Below are 21,958 nucleotides of genomic sequence, written 5' to 3'. Positions count from 1 at the left end.
CACAAATCTTCTCCAACTACATAGTATAATATTAACAATAAACTAATATAACAAAAATACACACAATCATGATATCACCAATTTTATCATTATTTCATATAATGTATTGACTTAAATAGAATTTAAAGGAGGTTACGTAAATGGCTGAAAGTAAAGGCTTATTAGGAGGACTATTTGGAGGAGAAAGTGGAAGTGAATTATTGTTTTTCTTCCTACTTCTAGTAATCATATTCTGCAACTGCTATGGTGGTTTTGGATGTAGATAATTAATACTTTAGTTAGGAGGTAAGACTATGGCTGATCTTCAATGTAGAAATGGTGATACTGGTAGTAGCTTACTATTCTTCTTTTTACTTTTAATAATAATATTCTGCTACTGTTGTTAAGTTAAAACATTAGTATAAAAAATGTAAAGGATAGGGCCATTTATATATGTAGCTCCTATCCTTTTATATTAAACTCATTTTATCTTTTCAAGCAAATGTAGCATATCATCAGGAATATTACTACTTATCTCAATTAATTTTCCACTTCGAGGTTGTTTAAATCTTAAATAATGAGAATGTAAAGCTTGTCGACCAATTAATAAACTAGGTTTATTATATAATGTATCACCAATAATAGGATAACCAATTGATTTAAGATGAACTCTTATTTGGTGTGTTCTTCCTGTTAAAAGTTCAACATTTAAAAGGGTTCCTTTCTTATATCTTTTTATTACTCTGTATTTTGTCAATGCCTTGGCACCATAATCTACTATTTTATTTTTTATATCTTTATTGTTTTCTTTTCCTATAGATTTATCTATTATCCCTTCTTCGCTATTTACTACTCCTTCAACAATAGCTAAATATTTTTTTGTAACAATATTTTTTTCAATCTGTGCTGCAAGTTGCTGATGAGCAAATGAATTCTTTGCTACCATCAATAATCCAGAAGTATCCATATCAAGTCTATTAATAAACCTAATCTTCTTTTTATATCCATTTTGTTTAAAATAATACGCAAGTCCATTAGCAAGAGTCCCATCTTTATGATTTTTGGTTGGATGAACTAATATACCTGGCTGCTTATCTAAAATTATCAAGTCATAGTCTTCATATACAATATTTAAAGGAATATTTTGAGGAATATTTGGATCTTCTTCATCTTCCAATATTATTTGCAATAAGTCGTCTTTATATAAATTTATATTTTTAGTAACTTTTTTGCCATTAACAAAGATACAACCGCCCTTTTTCAATCTCCTAAATAATCTTCCAGAAATATTTAAAACATCTATAATAATTTTTTCAACTGTTGCATTAGAAAATTCGACTTTATAATTTATCACACTTTCGTTTTCTTGTAACCTTATCATAAAACCCTCCATTTAAATATTCTATATAATAATGTATAATAAGCATATAAAACTATCTATAATATTACTAACTATTATTTTCATAAAATAGAAAACATTATCTATATTGGGGGGAACATTTTGAATCATCAAAACACTAACAAAATAATTAATATCATACATAATAATGACAAAGAATCAATATTAACTGCAAAAATTCTCAAAGAAAAACTCTTAAGTAACGATTTTGTTGTATCCCAAAATTATCACTCCGATGCAATGCTAAACATATGCATTGGAGGTGATGGAGCTTTTCTTAGAGCAGTACATAATTATAATTTTCCTGATATACCATTTGCAGGAATTAACACAGGTCATTTAGGTTTTTTCCAAGAAATATCTCCAGAAAACATAGATTTATTAATTTCTCGGCTCAAAAGTAAAAAATACTCTATAAAAAAAATAAATCTAGTCGAAAGTTCAATATGTACAAAAACCAACTGTATTGATTTATTAGGTGTAAATGAATTTGCTGTAAAAGGTATAAATTCTAAAGTAATACACTTAAATATCTATATTAATAATAATCATCTTGAGCGCTTTAGTGGCGATGGGATAATCATCTCTACTCCTACTGGAAGCACAGGATATAATTTTTCCGCAGGAGGAAGTATTATATATCCAACTCTCAAAACTTTACAAATTACACCATTAGCACCTATTAATTCAAAAGCATATAGGTCATTATTAAATAGTATAATTGTTCCAAAAACTACTACAATAAAAGTTAAACCTGAATATAGATACGAAAATTCAATATTAATTATTTCAGATGGTATTCAATATCAATTTGATAATATAGTAGAAATCCATTTTAAATTATCTAATTCAACAATATCTCGTTTAACTCTGGACAGCAATTTTTATTGGAATAACCTTAAAAGTAAATTTTTATAAAACGAAAAGGCTGCTTATAGGTAAACGTATTTTCGAGGTTAACCTATGATTAGCCTTATTCTTTATACTCTAATACAAGTATATCATTATTTTTAATCTCAACTACAATCAAAAAATGCCTCATATATTTATAACATAATTTTTCTAACTCACTTAATGTTATTCTATCATTTACTTCATAAATATTTACTAACGTTTTCTTCCAACCATAACTTAAAAGTTGATCCCTTTGTTTATCATTTATCAATTCTTCAGGAATAGAACCAAACACATTCCCTTTCTCAACATTATTGAAAGTCCAAAATTTATCATGTATTTCAATAACTTCAGCTTTTTTTAATTCATTTGTTCTTTGTTCAGCAAACCTTTCTAGATAATCACCTTCATAATAGTTATCAACTGTTACTGGCTTATATAGAAAAGGTACTGTGGCGATTAATTCTATATTCTGTTTATTTATATTGCCTGTATCATTATTATTTTTTTCGCATATTTCTTTATATAATCTATCTACAATATCCTTTATTTCTATTATTATATTCAAAGAATTATTATAATTATCACAATAAATATAAGATTCCATTTTACTAACGAGTTTTTTTAATTGCCTAATATCTTCCTTCATTTTTTCCTCCTTCTATTATGTAAAATAATACAGTTAAAATTGGTCTAATTATTATATATTGGAAGCTAAGTTTAAAATTAAAAAAGTTCTTAAAAAATCAACTTATCGTACTACTCGTACTACAGTATTTGATCATTATTTAGTTAAAATATTAATGTAACTATTCTTATTCTTAAATAAGGTTGTGACAAAAACATTTTTCCAGTAATAATGATTAATGCTATAATATAATTACAAATTATATTATAGCATTTTAATTCTAATATGAAAGAAAAAATTAATTTTCAAACATCCCAACTTCTTTTAAAAACATCAAAAAACACCCTGCAGTCGTCCTTTGAGCTAATGGAAGAGAACACCTAGTAATTCTATAAAATCTTTCATTGTCATTTTTTATTGTCTTAAATTTTTTGTATATTTTCATTGCAACTTTTGCATTAAATCTAATATAGTGTTCTAAATCTTCAAATATAATAGGACTTTCAATTGTAGCAAATTCTTTAACTGTTTTATATGATATTTTTACATAATTTTCATATTGGTGATGGTTATCTAGCAACCTTATATTCACATGTTGAGGAATAGTCATATCTTGAATTATATGCACAAACGCTCCTAAATAAAACATTGCTTTTCTAGTATCATTTTTATTCCAGTATCTTAAAGCTTTAAAATAGTATCTTTTTGCTAAAATAAGTGCATTGGTATTTCCATACAATCCTCTTTTTTTCTGAGGATTATAAAAATGTCCAATACTTTTAAAATCTTGGTCGGCCCATGTAGCTCCTTTATTCAATTGATTTACATACATATTTAAAAAAGCATATTCTTTAATATATTCATTATATTTCAATATATTTAATCCTTTATCTATAATAAATTTGTGTACCTGACACTCAGTTTTAATAATTATCTTTTTAAAAGGATTGATAATATACAATAACAATTTTAACGCATTTCCATAATATCTTTCAATTAAAGTCATTTAACTTCTCACCTTTTCTATTTAATATTCTTCACCCTTATATTTCCCTAAAATATATAAATAAATTTAAAATAAAAAATAAAAATGCCCTATTATAAGGGCAAACATTAAAAACAACTAATAAAATACTGTAACAAATTTTATAGAGTACAAATCAGCCACCACTAAATCATCTGTTTGTGGTTCTCTTAATACAATATGATCTACACCAACATCTACTAATGTACCTTCTTTGTCAATATACATATTGGTACCTAAAATAAAATTGACTTTTACATATTTGCCAATAACACTCCTTAAGTATCCTTGAAGGTAATCAGTATTTTCCATAACTGGTGGGCCTGGTTGAAGTTCAAAGTCTTCATTAGGGCCTCCAGGCATTGTAGGTTGCATTGTAGTAGGAGGCATTCCTCCTATTGGTATATACATACAAGGTGGCATTTGTGGTTGTGGCATCATTGGCATTCCAGGCATTGTTGGTGGCATTGTTGGCATCTCTGGTTCTGGAAATACTGGTCTTCTCCCCCTTGGAGGCATTTCAGGCATAATAGGTTCTTGAGGTTCCATAGTTCTTTTAGTCTTGTCATTATGTTGTCTATTTCTCATTAATTATATCCCTCCTATTATTTAAGTTTGGCTATACAATTCAGTAGGATCATAAAAACAATGTTTATTTATTCTTGTTCTAAATGACCCTGTTCCATTTCTTGGAAAAGTATTAGGGCAGGTAGGCATAAAAGGATTAAAATACCATAAACTTTGACCTATATTCCATACTTTATTGCCACTTAATACCCAATCAGCTATTTGGTAATGTACTTCATCAGGACGAGAGGCCCAAATTGTTTGAGGATTTGCAACACCCTTTATTGTCCCTCGAACACAATCAAATTGTCCAGGTTGATATATAACCTTCCTAAGATCACCTTGATTTACTCTTTGATATTCTCCATATGCTACATGAACTCTATTCATTATAACTGTTCCAACAGCCTTCATTCCATTGTCGTCTATATCATACCCCATGAGTTAAAAATAAAAAAACATCATAAATGATGTATCAAGTAAAACACAGGAACTACCAACAAAATGTAATGAATCTTTGAATCACACAGAAATAGAATCTGTTGTTTCAGTTGTTGCTGTTGCTAAATTTTTGCTCGTATCAGCTACTTTTCTTGAACATAACTTACCTAATATAAAAAGCAGCTGACAAATATTTTCTATTCATCTGCTGCTTTTTTATATTTTCGTATTATAATATTTTTCTCCATGTCATCCTCCCTTTATAAATAAGCAATATACCACTTCTTTCAAATGCGTAATTAATTCCTTAAATTCTGAAATAGAATTACTACTTATATAAACCCAATCTCTATCACTCTTTCCTTTACCAAGTACAGATTTACCTACTATATAAAAATCACTCATACAAAAGGTTATATTTCAAGCCTGACCCCTTATGTATATTCTATTTACATTTAATAATTAAATAATCATCAAAATGTTCAAACCCTATAGCTGTATATGTCTGAATGTTAGCTTGAGCTACCATTATTCCATCCTTTTCTGCAATTATAAAGTCTTCTTCTTCTCCTCGCTGCGTTAATGTTTTTTTGATTTCTTCCTTTGTACTAACTTGATTAAAACCTTTCAAGCGTGCTTCTAAGATAAATTCAACTACTTTGTCATTAATTGTCATATTTGCATCTATAAATTTTAAGTCATTTATATTATATGGTTTAAAGTTCTTATTTACAAAATAATAGCTTTCATTATACTCTAGAATTTCCTTATAATCTTTTATTTCCTCATACAATGGTTGTATAATCCTCTTCATTCCTATTAAAAACTCAAATTTTCTATTTTTCATAATATCCACAAATAGATGTTTCCATCTCGTTCCTCATAATGTAATCTAAAACTATTTCCTTGTCTGCTTGAGTTAGTAACCTAATCATTATAATCCTCCCTTGTTAAATAAAAATCCCCTTGAAGCACTATTAAAAGTGACTCCAAAGGGTAATCTTTCGTGTAGGATAACTTATCCCTATGCTTTTCCTTCACTAGAGCGCTACTGAGCAAACATTAGTTATGTAATCGTAGTCGCTTGACCCTTTAGCAATATCCTTTAACTTCTATACCTATTTTCTTTTAACAAAAAGAACTATGCTAATTGAAGATAATACTAAACCTACTATATAAAATGATATTGCATAAAGATATACCATTCTATTAAAATCACTAGGTGAGCAAGATCCATTTCCACCTGGAAAAAAATATTCCCTAGTTAACTCATAAGATAGTTTTGGAGCCTGTAATATGATAAACAACCCAAAAACAATGATAATTATAGCAACAAAAATAATAATATATTTTTTCACTGCTTCTTTTTTCATTTTTACTATTCTTCTTTCCTGAAAAAATATTTTTTGAAAATTTACTAGCTTTGTTTATATTGATTATTCTTATTATAAGAATAATTACAATCTGTTAAATAACACTTGACTTAAATATGGCACTATAAACAATGTAATATGTTTTAGTCATCTACTTTTATGACAATTACTACAAAGGTGTTCACAAACACTTATAAATTTCTCAATTAAATAAACATCAATTATTTTTAATAACAATTTACTATTTAATTATGTTATTGTATGCTTCCGCCATACATCCCTAATACCTCCTATAGATTGTCCACCCTATCTATATTATATCATATATTTCTAGTTTATTGTCATATGATTAATTTATTGTTATACAAACAAATTATGTCATACACTTTCATTGACTTTTCGCTCTTTCAAATACCTATATAGAGTAGCTTTTGATATACCTGTCATTTTTAATATTTCATTAACGCCAAAATTCCCTGACTCATATAATCTTATAGCTTTATTTATTGTATCTTTGATTATATTTCTTTCAAATTCAGCTAAGGATGCGAATATATGAAATATTAACTTTCCTGCACGATCTAATTTCCAAACAACTAATATATCTCCTTTTCTAGCATATTCTAATGCTTGATTTAACCCTTTTCTTTCTTTTTCAGCACCAGATATTTTATCAGTAAATATTTTTTCACAACCATATTATTCAAGAGCATCAAGTTGCAAACTAAGATTTTGACCCTTAGTTGACACTCTCGCATAACCTATCTTCAAAAAATCATCTCCTTCACCTTTTAATATAAAAATCGTATCAAAACTCATTTTGGTATTTAAGTTTCTGTACTTTGTAGTCTCAAAATCATTCGTTTTTGAGACTATATTTTTAATATTTGGATTAACTAATACTAACATATGTTTTAGTGTAATCTTCATCTATATGCTACTAATTTATGATATAATTAATATACTAAAATAAGATAGAATGAGGAGGATAAAAAATGAAATTTAATTGGAATAAGGCAATCTTAACATTCTTTTTGGGAATCATAATATCATTTACTGTAGGACGCATCTACAATGATAGTGGTTATATGGTAGCTGTAGCAGTTTGTTACGTTGGTGCTACTATTATCGGAGAACTTGACAAAAATAATTAAAAAAAGATTTTTAACTTATACATAAAAATGGCCAAGAAACTATCCTTGGCTATAATTTTCCCTCAATAAATATTCACTTGGTAATATATAGATTTCACATTTCAACCCTAATAACTACCTAAGTAAAATATTTAAGCAACTCATTTACAAAATATAATGACGCAATAATCATTATAACATGTTCTCCTATTCCCCCTGTAGTCATCGTAAAAGGAAATTTAACTCTAGGTTTAAATGGGTAAAATAATTGGATTCCTTTATTAGTCAGCATATCAGCTACAAGATGTGATATAAATCCTATAGCAAATCCTATGTGTGCTATAGGAATGTTATATACAGAATTAGTAAGATAATATACTCCTGCCCAGAAAATTAATAATCCTAATAAACTATGAGTAAATCCTCTATGGCTAGATAAGCCCGTAAGTATTAAAGCTATTCCAATAAATAAAAACGCTTTAATATCTTGTCTATAAGAAAAATATATAGAAACTAACCCTAGCACAAAATAAAACATTTCTTGTATAAACTTATTCTTTTTAGGAAGTATTTTTTGATTTAAAGTACTTTTTGGATGATCAATATCCGGAACTAATGATCCTAAAGCAGTAAAAGTTAAAAATAACATTTGTTCTTCAATAGGACATTTAGCAGCTATAGTAATTCCTGCTGCAGCTCCTATCATTATATGAGTTTTTCCATTCAATTTTAACATCCTTTCCTATAAAGCCCATATTTTCGTTTTAACGTCGTTTTTTAGTACAACCATATAATAAGATCAAAAAATAAAAAAACTCTTCTTATATTGACTTATAAAAATCCTTTTTTACCTAAAATATTCTTATCCACCTTAGCTTTCCCTATATCATGAAAAATAGCTGCAATAAATAATTCAACTATTGTTCTCTCATTTAAGTTTAAAGCAAACCCTATTTTTAAGCAAGTTTGAGCAACCCTAAAAGAATGTAGAAATTCGTCGATAGGAAGTCCATATCTACGGTATTCTTCATCAATCACATTTATAGCTTCTATTTTCGCCATAAATAAAATAGGGTGATTATACTCCCTCTTTGTGTACTTAAAATATTCCAGCAAATATTTATGTTCTCTTTAGATTTGTAATGCATGTCTAAATGTTCGCAACCGTGAGTGCTAAGCACTCATTTATCCTTCTTTATGTTTATTATAACAATTTTCATTAAAATAAGTATTATAATCAATATCTGGCCTTTTCTCTATCAATTCATTAAAAAATTTGTTAAGCAACTTATTTAAAGATTGTTTCACTTCTTCTTCTGATTTCTTATGTGTGTAAATTATTCTTACATTCTTCATAACCTCCCCCCTATTAAATATTTATGCAACTTTAAGATTGTCTTATTATTATTGAATACAATTATAGAAATAAAAAAACAAGATGAATAAAGCTCACCTTGTTTTTTATTTCTATATAAAATTTCACCACAAATTTGCCTTTAATTTTCGTCAAATTCCTCATAGGTAGAATAATAACGTGTTACTTCTACATCATCAAGTACAGCGGCTAGTAGGTTTCAATTCCTCATAGGTAGAATAATAACAGGACAGCCTAACGGAGTGGCAACCCTAGATGAAAATGGGTTTCAATTCCTCATAGGTAGAATAATAACTAATAGGGGGTGAGGATTACTGAAGTAACTGTTGGATGTTTCAATTCCTCATAGGTAGAATAATAACTATCTGATTTTTTCATTTTTTAAACCCCACTTGTCAAGTTTCAATTCCTCATAGGTAGAATAATAACTATCTATATTTTTTCAGGCATTTTTTACTTCTAATTGTTTCAATTCCTCATAGGTAGAATAATAACCCAATATTTACATCTTCATCATCAATTTGAGGAGGATGTTTCAATTCCTCATAGGTAGAATAATAACTATAAGTATTTCGATTCTTATTGGAAACCTAGTGATATGTTTCAATTCCTCATAGGTAGAATAATAACTCTTGCTGGGATAAATTTAGAGACTCTCTTCTTTTTTTGTTTCAATTCCTCATAGGTAGAATAATAACCTGGACATGCTGGTATTGTGTATGCTGTTGCTGTAGAGTTTCAATTCCTCATAGGTAGAATAATAACTGACAGTTATGGTCATGTCATTGTTTGCTATTACTTGGTTTCAATTCCTCATAGGTAGAATAATAACATTTTTTATTACATTCCAAGCTCCACTAAGTATATTCTGTTTCAATTCCTCATAGGTAGAATAATAACAACATGATATATGAGGCCAATAGGAATGTTATAGGCAAGTTTCAATTCCTCATAGGTAGAATAATAACCTTATATTCTTCCCTTAATTGCTCTAGCTCCCTATTACCGTTTCAATTCCTCATAGGTAGAATAATAACGATTATAGACTAATGAAGGATAGAGAAAAACAAAGCAAGTTTCAATTCCTCATAGGTAGAATAATAACGCAGGCAAAACATCACAAGTACTGCAAGCATCAATGGTTTCAATTCCTCATAGGTAGAATAATAACCCAAAATAAATAAAAGTATATGCTGCTCTATACTACGTTTCAATTCCTCATAGGTAGAATAATAACCCATTACATACATTGATTTTATCAAGTTTTTAATTTTTTGTCAATTTTATTTTTACCATAATTTTCTTTAGATTTTACATCTTAGAAGTGAGTGTATCCATTGTAAAAACTTAATTCTAAGACAATTTAATTCAAAATATAAAATGTCGTCGATCCCCAGGGGTTTTTACGCTATTGGAGGTCGACGACATTTATATTGCACTATGAATTTGTTAATTTTAGTTTATTCGGTTCAAGCCCACTTACAGGAAGTATGTTTCAATTCCATTGTGATCCGGTCCGATTAAAACATTATAATCTTAATTTTTAAATTATTTTGGTTCAATATATCCCATACCTATACTATTATTTTCCCCGATACCGCAATCAATAGCTACTTTTTTTACATCACTAGCACATTTCATAGTGAAAGGACAAATAAAGCCTTTAATCTTTATTCCCTTAAAATCAATCAAATTTCCTCTTTTATTTTTTTCTATATATCTATCATTGAAGGAAATATCTATATTCATATCGTCTGGTAATTTGCCATTTATTAAAAAATATTTCTTCAATAAATTATTTTTTATATTTTCTACAAATTTATCTTCTGTAATATATACAGTTCTAGGTTTTATTTCTCCATCTATTTCTTTTTTGGTAGTAACCACAATAGGAGATAATGTTTTAAACTCTGTTTCATAATTAAAATCATAATTATCTTTAAAATTAATATTTTCTACTTTGAATATTTCTTTACCTATTCTCATTTCTCCTTCTTTTACCAAAGAATTTCCTAGGGAATTTATAAATTCTTTTATTGGAGAATTAATATAGAGCCTTGTCCTACCTTTTTCTATAATCATATTAGGTCCTTGCAAGTTAAATTTATCTGGCATAAGTCGTGAATATACAAATAACTTAAATCTCTTATTACCAAGCTTATATCCTTCATCGTGTAGATATTTTGAAAAATTCATATCATGATCTGCTATGAGTTTATATATAGAAGATGTTATATAATAATTATAATTTAAATTTATACTTTTTTCTTTATCAGCATATAACTCTATTTCTAATTTCATACATTAGCCACCTTTTCTAATTTTATTCAAAATTATCTTTAGAATTCTTTTTTGTCTAGTTATATGTATTTTTATTTAATGGAATCTCAATAACTACTTTTGCCCCTTTTTTATTATCTTTACGATTTTCTAAAATTAGCTTACCGTTGTGAAGATTTATAATAATATTTGTAATATATAGTCCCAACCCGTAATGTCCTTTCAAATTCCTGCTTTTTTCTTTCATATAAAATTTTTTATTTGCATATTCAATATCTTCCTTCGTAAATCCTGGACCATCATCTTTTATAATAAATCTAATATTTTTTTCTGTCCCTTCTATTATAAACTGTATTTCACCATTTTCTTTTGTGTGTTCTACTGCATTTGATAAAACATTCATTATTCCTCTTTGTAAAAGACCCATATCCCCTATTATAAAATCGGATAAGTTTTTCTCTTTATATATTATTTTTAAATTCTTATAATTCCCCAGTGCTTTTAATTTATTTAACAGTCCTGATACAAACTCCTTAACTACTATTTTTTCAAATTTTACGTCTGTTTTGTTTTCTGTTACTGTAATATCTAATAGGTTTTTAATATATGTCTCTATATCCTTTGTACCTTCTAGTATATATTCAATATAATCTTCTACATCTTTATCCTTATTATTTTCTTTTAATAATTCTGCATTTCCTTTTATTATAGTCAATGGAGTTTTTATATCGTGACTTAACATAGAAATTTGTTCATTTTTCAATTGTTCTAAATTCCATTGTGCCTGCAGAGATTTTTTCAATCCTATCTTCATATCTTCAATTGAATTAAGTACATCATTAAATTCTTTTATTTTAGAATATTCTATGTTAAAATCTAATTTCTGCTCTTTTATTTTTTTTGTAGCATTGAATAAAGGCTCTAGTTCTTTCCGTAAATTTTTAGCAAATAAAACTGCTATAATAATACTTAAAACCATTATATTTAAAACTATTATAATTATTAACATATTATCAGGATTTGGTAAATAATCGTTTAATTTTTCATTAGAATATCTAGGTTGTACGAAATATTGCAACACTAAATATTCATTATCTCTTCTTATTAATTTATAGCTTTTTTTACTACCATTTAGTTTAAGTTCTCCTTTAGCACATAGTATTGCTTCATCTATATATTTATTTTTTAAGTTTCCTTCTTTAAAAATATAATCTTCATCTAAAATCGCATAAAAACATCCATCTGGAATCATATATTCTTCTATCTTTGAAACACTTCTGAGTCTAGCTTTTTCTGTTTCAATTTGGTTTTCTACATAGTTAGCAGGTAGTAGTATACTTGAATTTAGAATAATATTGTATATTAAAAAAGGAATAGTTGCTGCTAACCCCACCGCAATAAATGACATAAATAAATATTTTAAAAATACTGACCTTAAATTTCTTTGTCCTTTCTCCACTTATATCCTATCCCCCAAACCGTTTCTATTGGTTCTATATGAAATTCCTTTAACTTAGCTCTGATATTTTTAATATGTTCAGAAATAGTTGAACTATTGCTATCTCCATCAAATCCATAGATTTTTTCATATATTTGTTCCCTTGAAAAAACTTGCCCCCTATTTTTAGCTAAAAATTCACATATCTCGTATTCGCTTTTTGTAAATGGAATTTTTTTATCATCAACTAATATTTCTTTTCCAGCTAAATCAAACTTCAACCCAGAAATATAGAGCATATTTTTCTTTTCTCTTCTCTCCCGTCTTAAATGTGCATCTACTCTAGCTCTTAATTCTCCAATGCTAAATGGTTTTGTAATATAATCGTCTGCTCCTATTCCTAAACCGTAGATTATATCATTTTCCATGTTTTTAGCCGTTAAGAATATAATAGGACTATCTACTAGATCTCTTATCTTTTTACATAAAGTAAATCCGTCTATATTAGGCATCATAATATCTAGCAAGATTAAATCATATTCTTTTAATCTATTTAAATCTATATCCAAGGGGTTGTCCATTGTAGTAATAATATGATTATCCCTTTCTAAACAATTCTTTATCAGTTTTAAAATTCCCTGTTCATCGTCTATAACCAGTATTTTGGTCATTTAACTTACCTCCATTAAAATCCCAATTTTGCCTACTATTTTAATTTGCTATTTTTCTATTAAGAAAAGAAACCTTATTATCTATTAAAGAGTAACATGATAATATTATAAACGTTAGTACAATAATTGTTAAGCTAATATTTTTGCAAATATATTCAATCATATAATTTTCTTCCTTCCCATCTATTAAACCAAAGCACACTAAAGATTAAAATAATAAATGTACTAATTGTTAAAGTTAACAACCCACCCAATATACTTGTGAATATACTGCTAAAACTCATATTATTTATTTCTCCTAGTATTATATAATCACAAAATCTAATTGTCCAAGCCCATGGAACAATATGCCAAATTCCATCTCCAAGACCTGTTTCCATTAAAGCTGATATTAATACCCCAGCTATCCCTAATCCAATTGATATCCCTTTTCCAAATTTAAGGCTAATAAATAATTGTAAAATATATATGAATATATTTCCCAAAAACAATGCACATCCTAATTTGAAATATAAATCAAAACTATAACTTTTAAATACTAATCCAAAAGTAAAAGTAGCTATTGTAATTGATAAAATGGATAATATAAGTAACACTATTATTTTACTAAAGTAAGTTAAAGTTTTTGATTTTACAGTGGATAACATGTTTTGAAAATTCCCTGCTTGTTCTTCTTGTTCCACAACTATTCCTGTTATCATTCCAACTAATAAGGGAAATATAGCTGCTATAACTTGAAAATATGCTACAAGTTTTGTTTTAGTATCCCAAATAGAAACGGAATAATATAATAAAAATATTAAAGCCCCTATTAGTGGAATTAATATATGTATATAAAAAATTGGTGTTCTTCTTAACTTTATAAAGTCAGCTTTTATACTTCTAAACAATACCTCCATATTATTTCGCCTCCTGTTTTTGAAACCAATTAGCAGTGATTATTAACAAAATTAAATATAGTGTAAGAGAAACGATAATACCAACAGGTATATTATTTGTATTTATCAATGGACTTTCTAACTCCAATGGAGTTGCATTTGGATGAATTTGTAAAATAGTAGCCATTAAACGAGATGTATAACTATAGGGTGAAATCCACCACATATTAGAATCAGCCATCATTATATTTAGTAATGTCCCAAGTCCAAAATTAATTAAGATTCCTCCTAAAAGTTTAAATTTTTTACTTAAAAATAGACAAAATGGTATTTGCCAACCTGTTGTAATTGTCATAATAATTACTGCAATAAATCCTTTTAGGATAGTTATTTTTAAAGGTAATTTCAATATATGACCTATTAAATTCATACATATTAATAACATTATGCTAGATAAAAATACATAAATTGAAATTAAAAATAGTTTCCCAATCCAAACCTTTTTTAGGTCTACAGGTAAAGTATATATAGCTCTATATGATAGTTTCTTCTCTTCTTTTTGATTGATTAATATAGTTATTAAAGTTATTGTTCCTGGAAACATAATTACATACCAAAAGTTATATCCATCTACTTCAAACCATAAAGGAGATAATAAAGCAATTAGTAAAGTAACGATGGGACTTAGTAGAATTATTTTCCTCGTAAATGTTCTTTTATGTTTTAGGTTTTCTGATAATATATATTTAATCATCGTATTTCCCCCCATTATAATTTCTAACTACATCCATGAAAATAGTTTCTAAATCTACATTAGAGTTTATTTCTCCTTCATATCCTAAAACACCATTATTTATAATCCCAATATATTCTGCTGTCTGTTTTACTTCTGATAAAATATGACTAGACAGTATTACTGTAATACCTTGTGAAGGGAAGGAACAAATTAAATCTCGTAATTCTCTAATTCCTATTGGGTCAAGTCCATTGGTTGGCTCGTCTAAAATTAGTAATTTAGGATTATTTAAAAGGGCTATGGCAATTCCTAGTCTTTGTTTCATACCCATTGAAAACTGAGACGCTTTCTTGTTACCTGTATTTGTCAAATCCACAATTTTAAGTACTTCATCGATTCTAGTATCAGAAAGCCCTAACAAAGTAGTTCTTACTTTTAAGTTTTCTCTAGCTGTTAAATTTTCATATAAAGGTGGTAGTTCTATTAAAGCTCCAATATTAGTTAAGTCATTTCTATTCCATATATGATTATCAAAAATAATTTGTCCTGATGTTGGATGTAGAATCCCTGTAATCATTTTTAATAATGTAGATTTCCCAGCTCCATTTGGACCAAGTAACCCATAAATAGAATTTCTTTTTACTGAAATAGTAATATTATTAACTGATTTCTGGTTTTTGAAAAATTTGCAAAGATTTTTTGTTTGTAAAATATAATTATCCATATAATCATCCTTTCTTTTCTTATTAGCTTCATTGTAATAAAAGATTTTAAGGATTTTATAAGGATTATAAATTTCATAAATAAAAAAATCCTAAAGATAAATTCTTTAGGATCTTAAAATTAATACTCCACTATAAGTAAATAACAACTATTACATATAAAATGTCGTCGATTCCCAAGAGTTTTTACACCATTGAGAGTCGACGACATTTTATATAATCATTTTAATTCCACTATAGTCCGATTAAAACTTGACTGAAGAAAAGATAGAAAGATATATAGAAAAATTTCAATTCCACTGTGGTCCGATTAAAACTAAAATATATTTATGTTTTCTCTGAAAGACAAAATCCAATTTCAATTCCACTGTGGTCCGATTAAAACCCATCAGTTTGGTGTAAAAATAGCCATTTATATTTTTATAGATTTTTATTTTAAAAAATTACTTCTAGTACTTATCAGGGTTTGAAGATAATTTCGATTTGTCGACCCCTAGGGATTTTTGCATCACCGAGGGTCGACAAACTATTTTTCAGTGTCATTTCTACTCCTACTTATAAAATATTTCTACATTTTATTTAAAAATCCTTCTTTATTTTCATTATACATTCAGCTAAGTATTATTAATAAAATATAAAGTAATTATTGTTTTTCAAATATTCGGTTGCTCATAGGTAGAATAATAACTGGATGCATATAACAATGCCGTATGAACCACAGTCATGTTTCAATTCCTCATAGGTAGAATAATAACGGGTATATAATAGGATATACATATGAATATAGTATGTGGTTTCAATTCCTCATAGGTAGAATAATAACAAAGATTGAAAACATATGAGATACAGTTAGAAACTATGTTTCAATTCCTCATAGGTAGAATAATAACTCCTTAAAATCCTTCTTTTATTTACATTACTCTATAGTTTCAATTCCTCATAGGTAGAATAATAACTAGTTGGAGAAAGGGTTACTTGATTGAATTTATATTTAGTTTCAATTCCTCATAGGTAGAATAATAACTAGTGAGATTGAATCAGGTTCTATAGTTTATGATTCGTTTCAATTCCTCATAGGTAGAATAATAACATTATCCTTAATTTTAGGTCGCATTTTACACCCCTATGTTTCAATTCCTCATAGGTAGAATAATAACTTGAAGAAGATAAATTAAGAGAACTTAGAGAACTTGAAAGTTTCAATTCCTCATAGGTAGAATAATAACTTGTCCTTTTTTATAGAGTTTTTTAGTATATTTGTCCCGTTTCAATTCCTCATAGGTAGAATAATAACAAAAAAATACCGATAAAAACAAAAATATTATGTGCAAGTTTCAATTCCTCATAGGTAGAATAATAACGTACATAATGAGGAAATAAGAAATGCGTTTGATACTTAGTTTCAATTCCTCATAGGTAGAATAATAACCATTTTTTACTCCTTTCTACTTTAAAAATATATCATGTTTCAATTCCTCATAGGTAGAATAATAACGTAATAGCAAGAGATTTAAAAACCTTGCTAGAAAATAGGTTTCAATTCCTCATAGGTAGAATAGTAACACAAAAGAAGATATACAGCAAATAGGTTCAATAGGCTGTTTCAATTCCTCATAGGTAGAATAGTAACACAAAAGAAGATATACAGCAAATAGGTTCAATAGGCTGTTTCAATTCCTCATAGGTAGAATAGTAACGATTATCCATATTGTGAATCCTGCTACCATAGGTATAGGTTTCAATTCCTCATAGGTAGAATAGTAACCCCTCCCCCTTGGAAATATTTATGCTACTCCAGGGGGTTTCAATTCCTCATAGGTAGAATAGTAACAATTCTAAAGCACCATACTCATCAAGTGCTTCAATTAGTTTCAATTCCTCATAGGTAGAATAGTAACTTGCACTCCGTTATCTGGATATTCTCCATCTTCAGCAAGTTTCAATTCCTCATAGGTAGAATAGTAACAAAGATTTATTATCTATAGTATTAGATAGATTAGAATGGTTTCAATTCCTCATAGGTAGAATAGTAACTAATTATAAAAAATTAAAAAAAATACTTGACAACATAGTTTCAATTCCTCATAGGTAGAATAGTAACCTAAAAACCTAATTGGAACATAATTTACACTATCTTGTTTCAATTCCTCATAGGTAGAATAGTAACGTTTCATTTGCAAAGTTGACTTTACTGTATTCTTTTTCAGTTTCAATTCCTCATAGGTAGAATAGTAACTACTTCTGAGGGACGACTATTTTTGTCCCTCCTATGTACAGTTTCAATTCCTCATAGGTAGAATAGTAACCACCAAAGATGAAAAGTAGTTACGAACATGTGTACAGGTTTCAATTCCTCATAGGTAGAATAGTAACAAAGATGAAAGACTACTGGTACATATCGCAAAAGCTAGGTTTCAATTCCTCATAGGTAGAATAGTAACCATTCCTATACTCATATAATATATTCCTTCAATTGTAGTTTCAATTCCTCATAGGTAGAATAGTAACTTAAGAAAGGTGGTGAAAGATATGGGAATGGGAGAGTTTCAATTCCTCATAGGTAGAATAGTAACGGTTTCTATTCCCTAATAAAAAGGATAATAGGAAATATGTTTCAATTCCTCATAGGTAGAATAGTAACTCCTAAATACAAAATCAAATATATCAAATACTTTTAAGGTTTCAATTCCTCATAGGTAGAATAGTAACCAAGGAATTATTATATAGAACGTATGAGTAGGGAGCAAAGTTTCAATTCCTCATAGGTAGAATAGTAACTTGATTGAATAGTGTGGTTGTGTCAACCTGTTCCACGTTTCAATTCCTCATAGGTAGAATAGTAACTGTCTAATCTTCTCTCTATACCGCCGACTTAACTGACGTTTCAATTCCTCATAGGTAGAATAGTAACGATTAGGTCGCAGTTAAGAGTTAGTAAATATATAACGTTTCAATTCCTCATAGGTAGAATAGTAACTATAGCCATTATCTCACCACCTGTTTGATTTTATCGAGTTTCAATTCCTCATAGGTAGAATAGTAACTTGTATCTCCTTCTTCTAATTGTACTAAATCTATATGTTTCAATTCCTCATAGGTAGAATAGTAACTTGAGTTCCCCTCGGCAAATAAAAACAAGCATAGCAGTTTCAATTCCTCATAGGTAGAATAGTAACCCATTACATACATTGATTTTATCAAGTTTTTAATTTTTTGTCAATTTTATTTTTACCATAATTTTCTTTAGATTTTATATCTTAAAAGTAAGTGTATCCATTGTAAAAACTTAATTCTAAGACAATTTAATTCAAAATATAAAATGTCGTCGATCCTCAGGGGTTTTTACGCTATTGGAGGTCGACGACATTTATATTGCACTATGAATTTATTAATTTTGTATTATTCGGCTCAAACCACCTTACAAGAAGTATGTTTCAATTCCATTGTGGTCCGATTAAAACCCATCAATTTGCTGTAAAAATAGTCATTTATATTTTTAAAGATTTTTATTTCAAAAAATTACTCCTAGCACTTATCATAGTTTGAAGTCGATTTCAGTTTGTCGACCCCCAAGTTTTTTTGCATCACTGAGGGTCGACAAACTATTTTTCAGTGTAATTTCTACTCCTACTTAGAAAATATTTCTACATTTTATTTAAAAGTCCTTCAAAAACATATCAATTTACACTATTAAACTTTCTACAAATCTTTTTTCCCAGTTCATTAACTCAATTATTTCTTTAGTAATCCTCATATTACTGAAAGCGTCTGATGCTTTTACAAGAACTTCGATTATATCTTTATCATTACTATCTGTAAAATTTTCATCATACCAAATCTCTATTGATTCATATATTTTTTCATACTCTTTCCCTTCTCGACTTTTTATATATAAAAGTGTTTTAAGTAATCCATTGCTAACAATTAATGTTGGGATTTTTCTTATATATCCTTTGAATTTATCTAAATCTACTTTATCATCCTTCTTTTTATCATTCTTTTCTTTACTTTCATTTATTACATTTATTATAAAATCATGGGCATATTCAGCTCTTCTTAATTCTATATCTTTCAAGCTTGAATCATTCATATAGAATCCTCCTCATCATTCTACTTACATATTTTTATATTGCCTTTTCCTAAAGAAGTATTTCCTCCTAATTGAAAATATTTAATATTGCTGAGTTCTTCGTAAAATTTACTAAACTTCACTTTAGATTCTTCATCTGAACCTTGTAAAAATATCCATGAATATAAATATGTGTTAGAAGGCAAGTATTCTTCAGTAAACAACCCTTTGTTTTCTGCTGTGCCTGTATCAGGATCTATTTTATTTCTTGTTATTATCTCTGTATTTGTTGATAATAAATACATAAAATCTTCATCTGATAAAACAACTAATCTTTCTTTAATTTTTTTTAACTCGCTTCCTTCACTAATGTTTGTTTTTAGTGTGTCCTTTGCTTTTTTTATAAAATAATCTCCTATATATACACCTTCATCATTCTCAGAAGCTACTATGCAATCGTTATGTACTATGCATTTTCCAGACGGTATATATTTATCTTTTATTTCATTATATATATCATCTTCCTTTGAATCCCCATACATAACTCTCTCTTCTATCATTCTATTTATTATATATGGGCAAGTTATATAAGCATATATATTTTTTAAAGATTTTATTGGGAAAAATAGAAGCCTAGCATCAGTAAATCCTAACCTTCCACCTTTATCTTCAGTTCCAAATAAATTCTCTGTATCAATATCTATTTTATATCTTAGTACACCTTTCAATGTAGATGCTTGTATTTTAGGTATGCCTGTGCTTTCCTCTCTCTGTATTGGCATATCTACAACAAAAGAATCTTTACCACTACCAGCGTGCAAAGGTGTAATGGTTTTTAGTAACAATTTTTTAGCGAGTTGGCTCATTTGTTCCCCTCCTCTTTATTTACATTTGCCATATCAACTATTTCTTGTAATTTTACGTCTATTTGATCTATCCCCCATACTTTCACATTGGCTTTTTTAGCACTACTAATAGCATTAAAACTTTCTTTTAATAAATTTTTTCTCTCATCTGACATTTTGCTTTCTTTTAATATCTCTTCTTTTGCTAATGGAATCAGTAATATTGGCATTCCATATACACCTGCTAATGCGTAAGTAGTATAATTATGGCTTTTAGCATTATTCCCATCCATACCCCCTGATTTACACTCAAATGATATTATTTGTCCAGAAGCACTTAATAAAATTATGTCTATCTCATCAACATCACTACTGTATCTTTTATCTTCAAAAAATCCAACTTTTCTACTTAAAGACAAATCTATGAAAAAGGAATTATTCTTATCATTATTTATTTTTTGGATTTCTTTTTTTATGCCATATAAACATATATACTCAAATATCCTACCAAATACAGAAACATCAGCCCCGAAATTCTTAACTAAATAATCTATTACTTGTCCCTTTTCATCTTTAAAATCTTCTACAAATTTAAAAAGTTCATTATATTTGTCCTCTGTTTCTATTTCTTTGTTCAAAAATTTTTGAAAAAATTCTTTCCTTGCCTCACTTCTTTCTTTTTTATTCTCTTCATCATTCTTTTTTTTCGGAGCTTTCTTATCTACAAATTCTTCTCTTTTAGTAAAAAATAATTTCTTCTTCTTATTTAAAGAAACAAGTTCATCTCTTAAATCAAAATTACTCCTTATTTCTTCATAGAGCTTTGTGAATATTTTTTGTTCAAAATTTATCTCTTCTTCTTGTTCTAGATAATTTATATATTTATTATCTTTATAATCTTTAAATCCTGCTAAAGCTAAAGCTGTCTTTATATTTATATCTTTAAGGCTTAGTTCATATTTTGTTGATTGATATTCATAATTCCATTTATCTGTAGTCTCATCTTCTACATAATTATACACAATCATCTGGTTAGTATTTCCTTCTAGATACATAATTTTATCATCATATTTTTCTTTTTTTCTTTTTTCATAAATCTCCTTAATAACTAATGATATGCTTCTTTGACCTCCTGTAATATTCCAAAGCACTTTAGAACGATTTTTTTCAATACATTCTGCTAAAAATTTTTCAATAAGTTTTTTAATTTCTTTCATATTATATATATTTTCTTCCGATATAAACAAAGTATTTGTTGTATTGCCTTTTTCAAGCCCAATTACTTCTTTTAAATTCTTGTCCCATTCATAATTATTAAATCTTCTATTAGCTGAAAATGTTATTTCTTCTTCAGCTAATTTTTTATATTCATTTTTATCACCTATTGTTATGAAATAAATATCATCTTTATTTATATCAAAAAACTTATAGGGTATATAATTAACCACTTGATTTAATGTTGAACAAATTACATATGCATCAAATTGTTCTTTAGCATCTGCCATA

Annotated in this window: 25 protein-coding genes and 2 CRISPR repeat arrays; of the genes, 3 read left to right on the top strand and 22 right to left on the bottom strand. The window is 27.7% G+C overall.

All coding sequences use genetic code 11. The annotated features are described in order from the left end of the window. The first annotated feature begins 140 nt into the window (after nt 1–140). Nucleotides 141–266 (top strand): hypothetical protein, encoded by a 126-nt coding sequence (locus tag ACZ41D_RS07115; protein ID WP_464150741.1) that lies wholly within the window; start codon nt 141–143, stop codon nt 264–266. A 194-nt stretch (nt 267–460) separates the two neighbouring features. Here the strand turns inward: ACZ41D_RS07115 and ACZ41D_RS07110 are convergent, their stop codons facing one another. Beyond that, nucleotides 461–1,360: an RluA family pseudouridine synthase gene (locus tag ACZ41D_RS07110; protein WP_464150740.1), complete on the bottom strand. Its 900-nt coding sequence runs from the start codon at nt 1,358–1,360 to the stop codon at nt 461–463. A gap of 120 nt (nt 1,361–1,480) precedes the next feature. On the opposite strand from ACZ41D_RS07110, the gene ACZ41D_RS07105 reads away from it, so the two are divergent. Further along, nucleotides 1,481–2,296: an NAD(+)/NADH kinase gene (locus tag ACZ41D_RS07105; protein WP_464150739.1), complete on the top strand. Its 816-nt coding sequence runs from the start codon at nt 1,481–1,483 to the stop codon at nt 2,294–2,296. Nucleotides 2,297–2,351: 55 nt separating this feature from the next. On the opposite strand, the gene ACZ41D_RS07100 is transcribed toward ACZ41D_RS07105, so the two are convergent. From ACZ41D_RS07100 to ACZ41D_RS07060, 9 genes are all read right to left on the bottom strand, one after another. Further along, nucleotides 2,352–2,921 carry a hypothetical protein gene (locus tag ACZ41D_RS07100; RefSeq protein ID WP_464150738.1) on the bottom strand — a complete coding sequence of 190 codons (570 nt, stop codon included), beginning with the start codon at nt 2,919–2,921 and terminating at the stop codon, nt 2,352–2,354. Between the two features lie 277 nt (nt 2,922–3,198). After that, nucleotides 3,199–3,906, bottom strand: a complete 708-nt coding sequence (locus ACZ41D_RS07095) for a zinc dependent phospholipase C family protein (protein ID WP_464150737.1) — start codon at nt 3,904–3,906, stop codon at nt 3,199–3,201. A 117-nt stretch (nt 3,907–4,023) separates the two neighbouring features. After that, nucleotides 4,024–4,512 (bottom strand): hypothetical protein, encoded by a 489-nt coding sequence (locus tag ACZ41D_RS07090; protein ID WP_464150736.1) that lies wholly within the window; start codon nt 4,510–4,512, stop codon nt 4,024–4,026. Nucleotides 4,513–4,533: 21 nt separating this feature from the next. Then, the gene (locus ACZ41D_RS07085; RefSeq protein ID WP_464150735.1) at nt 4,534–4,932 is read right to left on the bottom strand and encodes a cell wall hydrolase; all 399 of its coding nucleotides are present in this window, start codon (nt 4,930–4,932) and stop codon (nt 4,534–4,536) included. A 249-nt stretch (nt 4,933–5,181) separates the two neighbouring features. Beyond that, on the bottom strand, nt 5,182–5,337 hold the full coding sequence (locus ACZ41D_RS07080; protein WP_464150734.1) for a hypothetical protein: 156 nt from the start codon (nt 5,335–5,337) through the stop codon (nt 5,182–5,184). A gap of 40 nt (nt 5,338–5,377) precedes the next feature. Continuing rightward, the gene (locus ACZ41D_RS07075; protein ID WP_464150733.1) at nt 5,378–5,779 is read right to left on the bottom strand and encodes a hypothetical protein; all 402 of its coding nucleotides are present in this window, start codon (nt 5,777–5,779) and stop codon (nt 5,378–5,380) included. Nucleotides 5,780–6,050: 271 nt separating this feature from the next. Continuing rightward, nucleotides 6,051–6,305 carry a hypothetical protein gene (locus ACZ41D_RS07070; protein WP_464150732.1) on the bottom strand — a complete coding sequence of 85 codons (255 nt, stop codon included), beginning with the start codon at nt 6,303–6,305 and terminating at the stop codon, nt 6,051–6,053. A 378-nt stretch (nt 6,306–6,683) separates the two neighbouring features. Beyond that, nucleotides 6,684–6,989, bottom strand: coding sequence for a recombinase family protein (locus ACZ41D_RS07065; protein WP_464153128.1), 306 nt, complete (start codon nt 6,987–6,989; stop codon nt 6,684–6,686). 15 nt (nt 6,990–7,004) lie between these two features. Then, nucleotides 7,005–7,214 (bottom strand): hypothetical protein, encoded by a 210-nt coding sequence (locus ACZ41D_RS07060; RefSeq protein WP_464150731.1) that lies wholly within the window; start codon nt 7,212–7,214, stop codon nt 7,005–7,007. Between the two features lie 86 nt (nt 7,215–7,300). Here ACZ41D_RS07060 and ACZ41D_RS07055 point away from each other — a divergent pair, with 86 nt between their 5' ends. Further along, nucleotides 7,301–7,459 carry a hypothetical protein gene (locus tag ACZ41D_RS07055; RefSeq protein WP_464150730.1) on the top strand — a complete coding sequence of 53 codons (159 nt, stop codon included), beginning with the start codon at nt 7,301–7,303 and terminating at the stop codon, nt 7,457–7,459. Between the two features lie 118 nt (nt 7,460–7,577). On the opposite strand, the gene ACZ41D_RS07050 is transcribed toward ACZ41D_RS07055, so the two are convergent. The 12 genes from ACZ41D_RS07050 to ACZ41D_RS06995 all read right to left on the bottom strand — a co-directional run bounded on the left by ACZ41D_RS07050 (nt 7,578) and on the right by ACZ41D_RS06995 (nt 21,957). Continuing rightward, nucleotides 7,578–8,165 carry a metal-dependent hydrolase gene (locus ACZ41D_RS07050; protein WP_464150729.1) on the bottom strand — a complete coding sequence of 196 codons (588 nt, stop codon included), beginning with the start codon at nt 8,163–8,165 and terminating at the stop codon, nt 7,578–7,580. Between the two features lie 104 nt (nt 8,166–8,269). Beyond that, a complete protein-coding gene (locus ACZ41D_RS07045; RefSeq protein ID WP_464150728.1) occupies nt 8,270–8,500 on the bottom strand; it encodes an HD domain-containing protein in 231 nt (76 codons plus the stop codon). 123 nt (nt 8,501–8,623) lie between these two features. Further along, on the bottom strand, nt 8,624–8,794 hold the full coding sequence (locus ACZ41D_RS07040; RefSeq protein ID WP_464150727.1) for a hypothetical protein: 171 nt from the start codon (nt 8,792–8,794) through the stop codon (nt 8,624–8,626). A 148-nt stretch (nt 8,795–8,942) separates the two neighbouring features. Further along, nucleotides 8,943–10,050: direct repeats of the CRISPR family, unit length 30 nt; unit sequence GTTTCAATTCCTCATAGGTAGAATAATAAC. Between the two features lie 311 nt (nt 10,051–10,361). Then, a complete protein-coding gene (cas6, locus tag ACZ41D_RS07035; RefSeq protein WP_464150726.1) occupies nt 10,362–11,114 on the bottom strand; it encodes a CRISPR-associated endoribonuclease Cas6 in 753 nt (250 codons plus the stop codon). 55 nt (nt 11,115–11,169) lie between these two features. Then, nucleotides 11,170–12,552 carry a sensor histidine kinase gene (locus ACZ41D_RS07030; RefSeq protein ID WP_464150725.1) on the bottom strand — a complete coding sequence of 461 codons (1,383 nt, stop codon included), beginning with the start codon at nt 12,550–12,552 and terminating at the stop codon, nt 11,170–11,172. Beyond that, entirely contained in the window at nt 12,528–13,202 is a 675-nt protein-coding gene (locus tag ACZ41D_RS07025) for a response regulator transcription factor (RefSeq protein ID WP_464150724.1), read from the bottom strand. The genes ACZ41D_RS07030 and ACZ41D_RS07025 overlap by 25 nt, the downstream gene beginning before the upstream one ends. A gap of 155 nt (nt 13,203–13,357) precedes the next feature. After that, the gene (locus ACZ41D_RS07020; RefSeq protein WP_464150723.1) at nt 13,358–14,101 is read right to left on the bottom strand and encodes a lantibiotic immunity ABC transporter MutG family permease subunit; all 744 of its coding nucleotides are present in this window, start codon (nt 14,099–14,101) and stop codon (nt 13,358–13,360) included. A gap of 1 nt (nt 14,102) precedes the next feature. Continuing rightward, nucleotides 14,103–14,834 (bottom strand): lantibiotic immunity ABC transporter MutE/EpiE family permease subunit, encoded by a 732-nt coding sequence (locus ACZ41D_RS07015; protein WP_464150722.1) that lies wholly within the window; start codon nt 14,832–14,834, stop codon nt 14,103–14,105. Beyond that, a complete protein-coding gene (locus tag ACZ41D_RS07010; protein WP_464150721.1) occupies nt 14,827–15,540 on the bottom strand; it encodes a lantibiotic protection ABC transporter ATP-binding protein in 714 nt (237 codons plus the stop codon). The genes ACZ41D_RS07015 and ACZ41D_RS07010 overlap by 8 nt, the downstream gene beginning before the upstream one ends. A 656-nt stretch (nt 15,541–16,196) precedes the next feature. Beyond that, a CRISPR array of direct repeats spans nt 16,197–18,714; the repeat unit is 30 nt; unit sequence GTTTCAATTCCTCATAGGTAGAATAATAAC. A 506-nt stretch (nt 18,715–19,220) separates the two neighbouring features. After that, a complete protein-coding gene (gene cmr5, locus ACZ41D_RS07005; protein WP_464150720.1) occupies nt 19,221–19,628 on the bottom strand; it encodes a type III-B CRISPR module-associated protein Cmr5 in 408 nt (135 codons plus the stop codon). 20 nt (nt 19,629–19,648) lie between these two features. Then, nucleotides 19,649–20,473, bottom strand: a complete 825-nt coding sequence (cmr4, locus tag ACZ41D_RS07000; RefSeq protein ID WP_464150719.1) for a type III-B CRISPR module RAMP protein Cmr4 — start codon at nt 20,471–20,473, stop codon at nt 19,649–19,651. Continuing rightward, nucleotides 20,470–21,957, bottom strand: coding sequence for a hypothetical protein (locus ACZ41D_RS06995; protein ID WP_464150718.1), 1,488 nt, complete (start codon nt 21,955–21,957; stop codon nt 20,470–20,472). The genes cmr4 and ACZ41D_RS06995 overlap by 4 nt, the downstream gene beginning before the upstream one ends. Nucleotide 21,958: the final 1 nt, after the last annotated feature.

This window comes from Brassicibacter thermophilus, assembly GCF_055378355.1.
The sequence above is the reverse complement of the archived record's forward strand: the minus strand, read 5'-3'. Positions and strand labels throughout refer to the sequence as shown.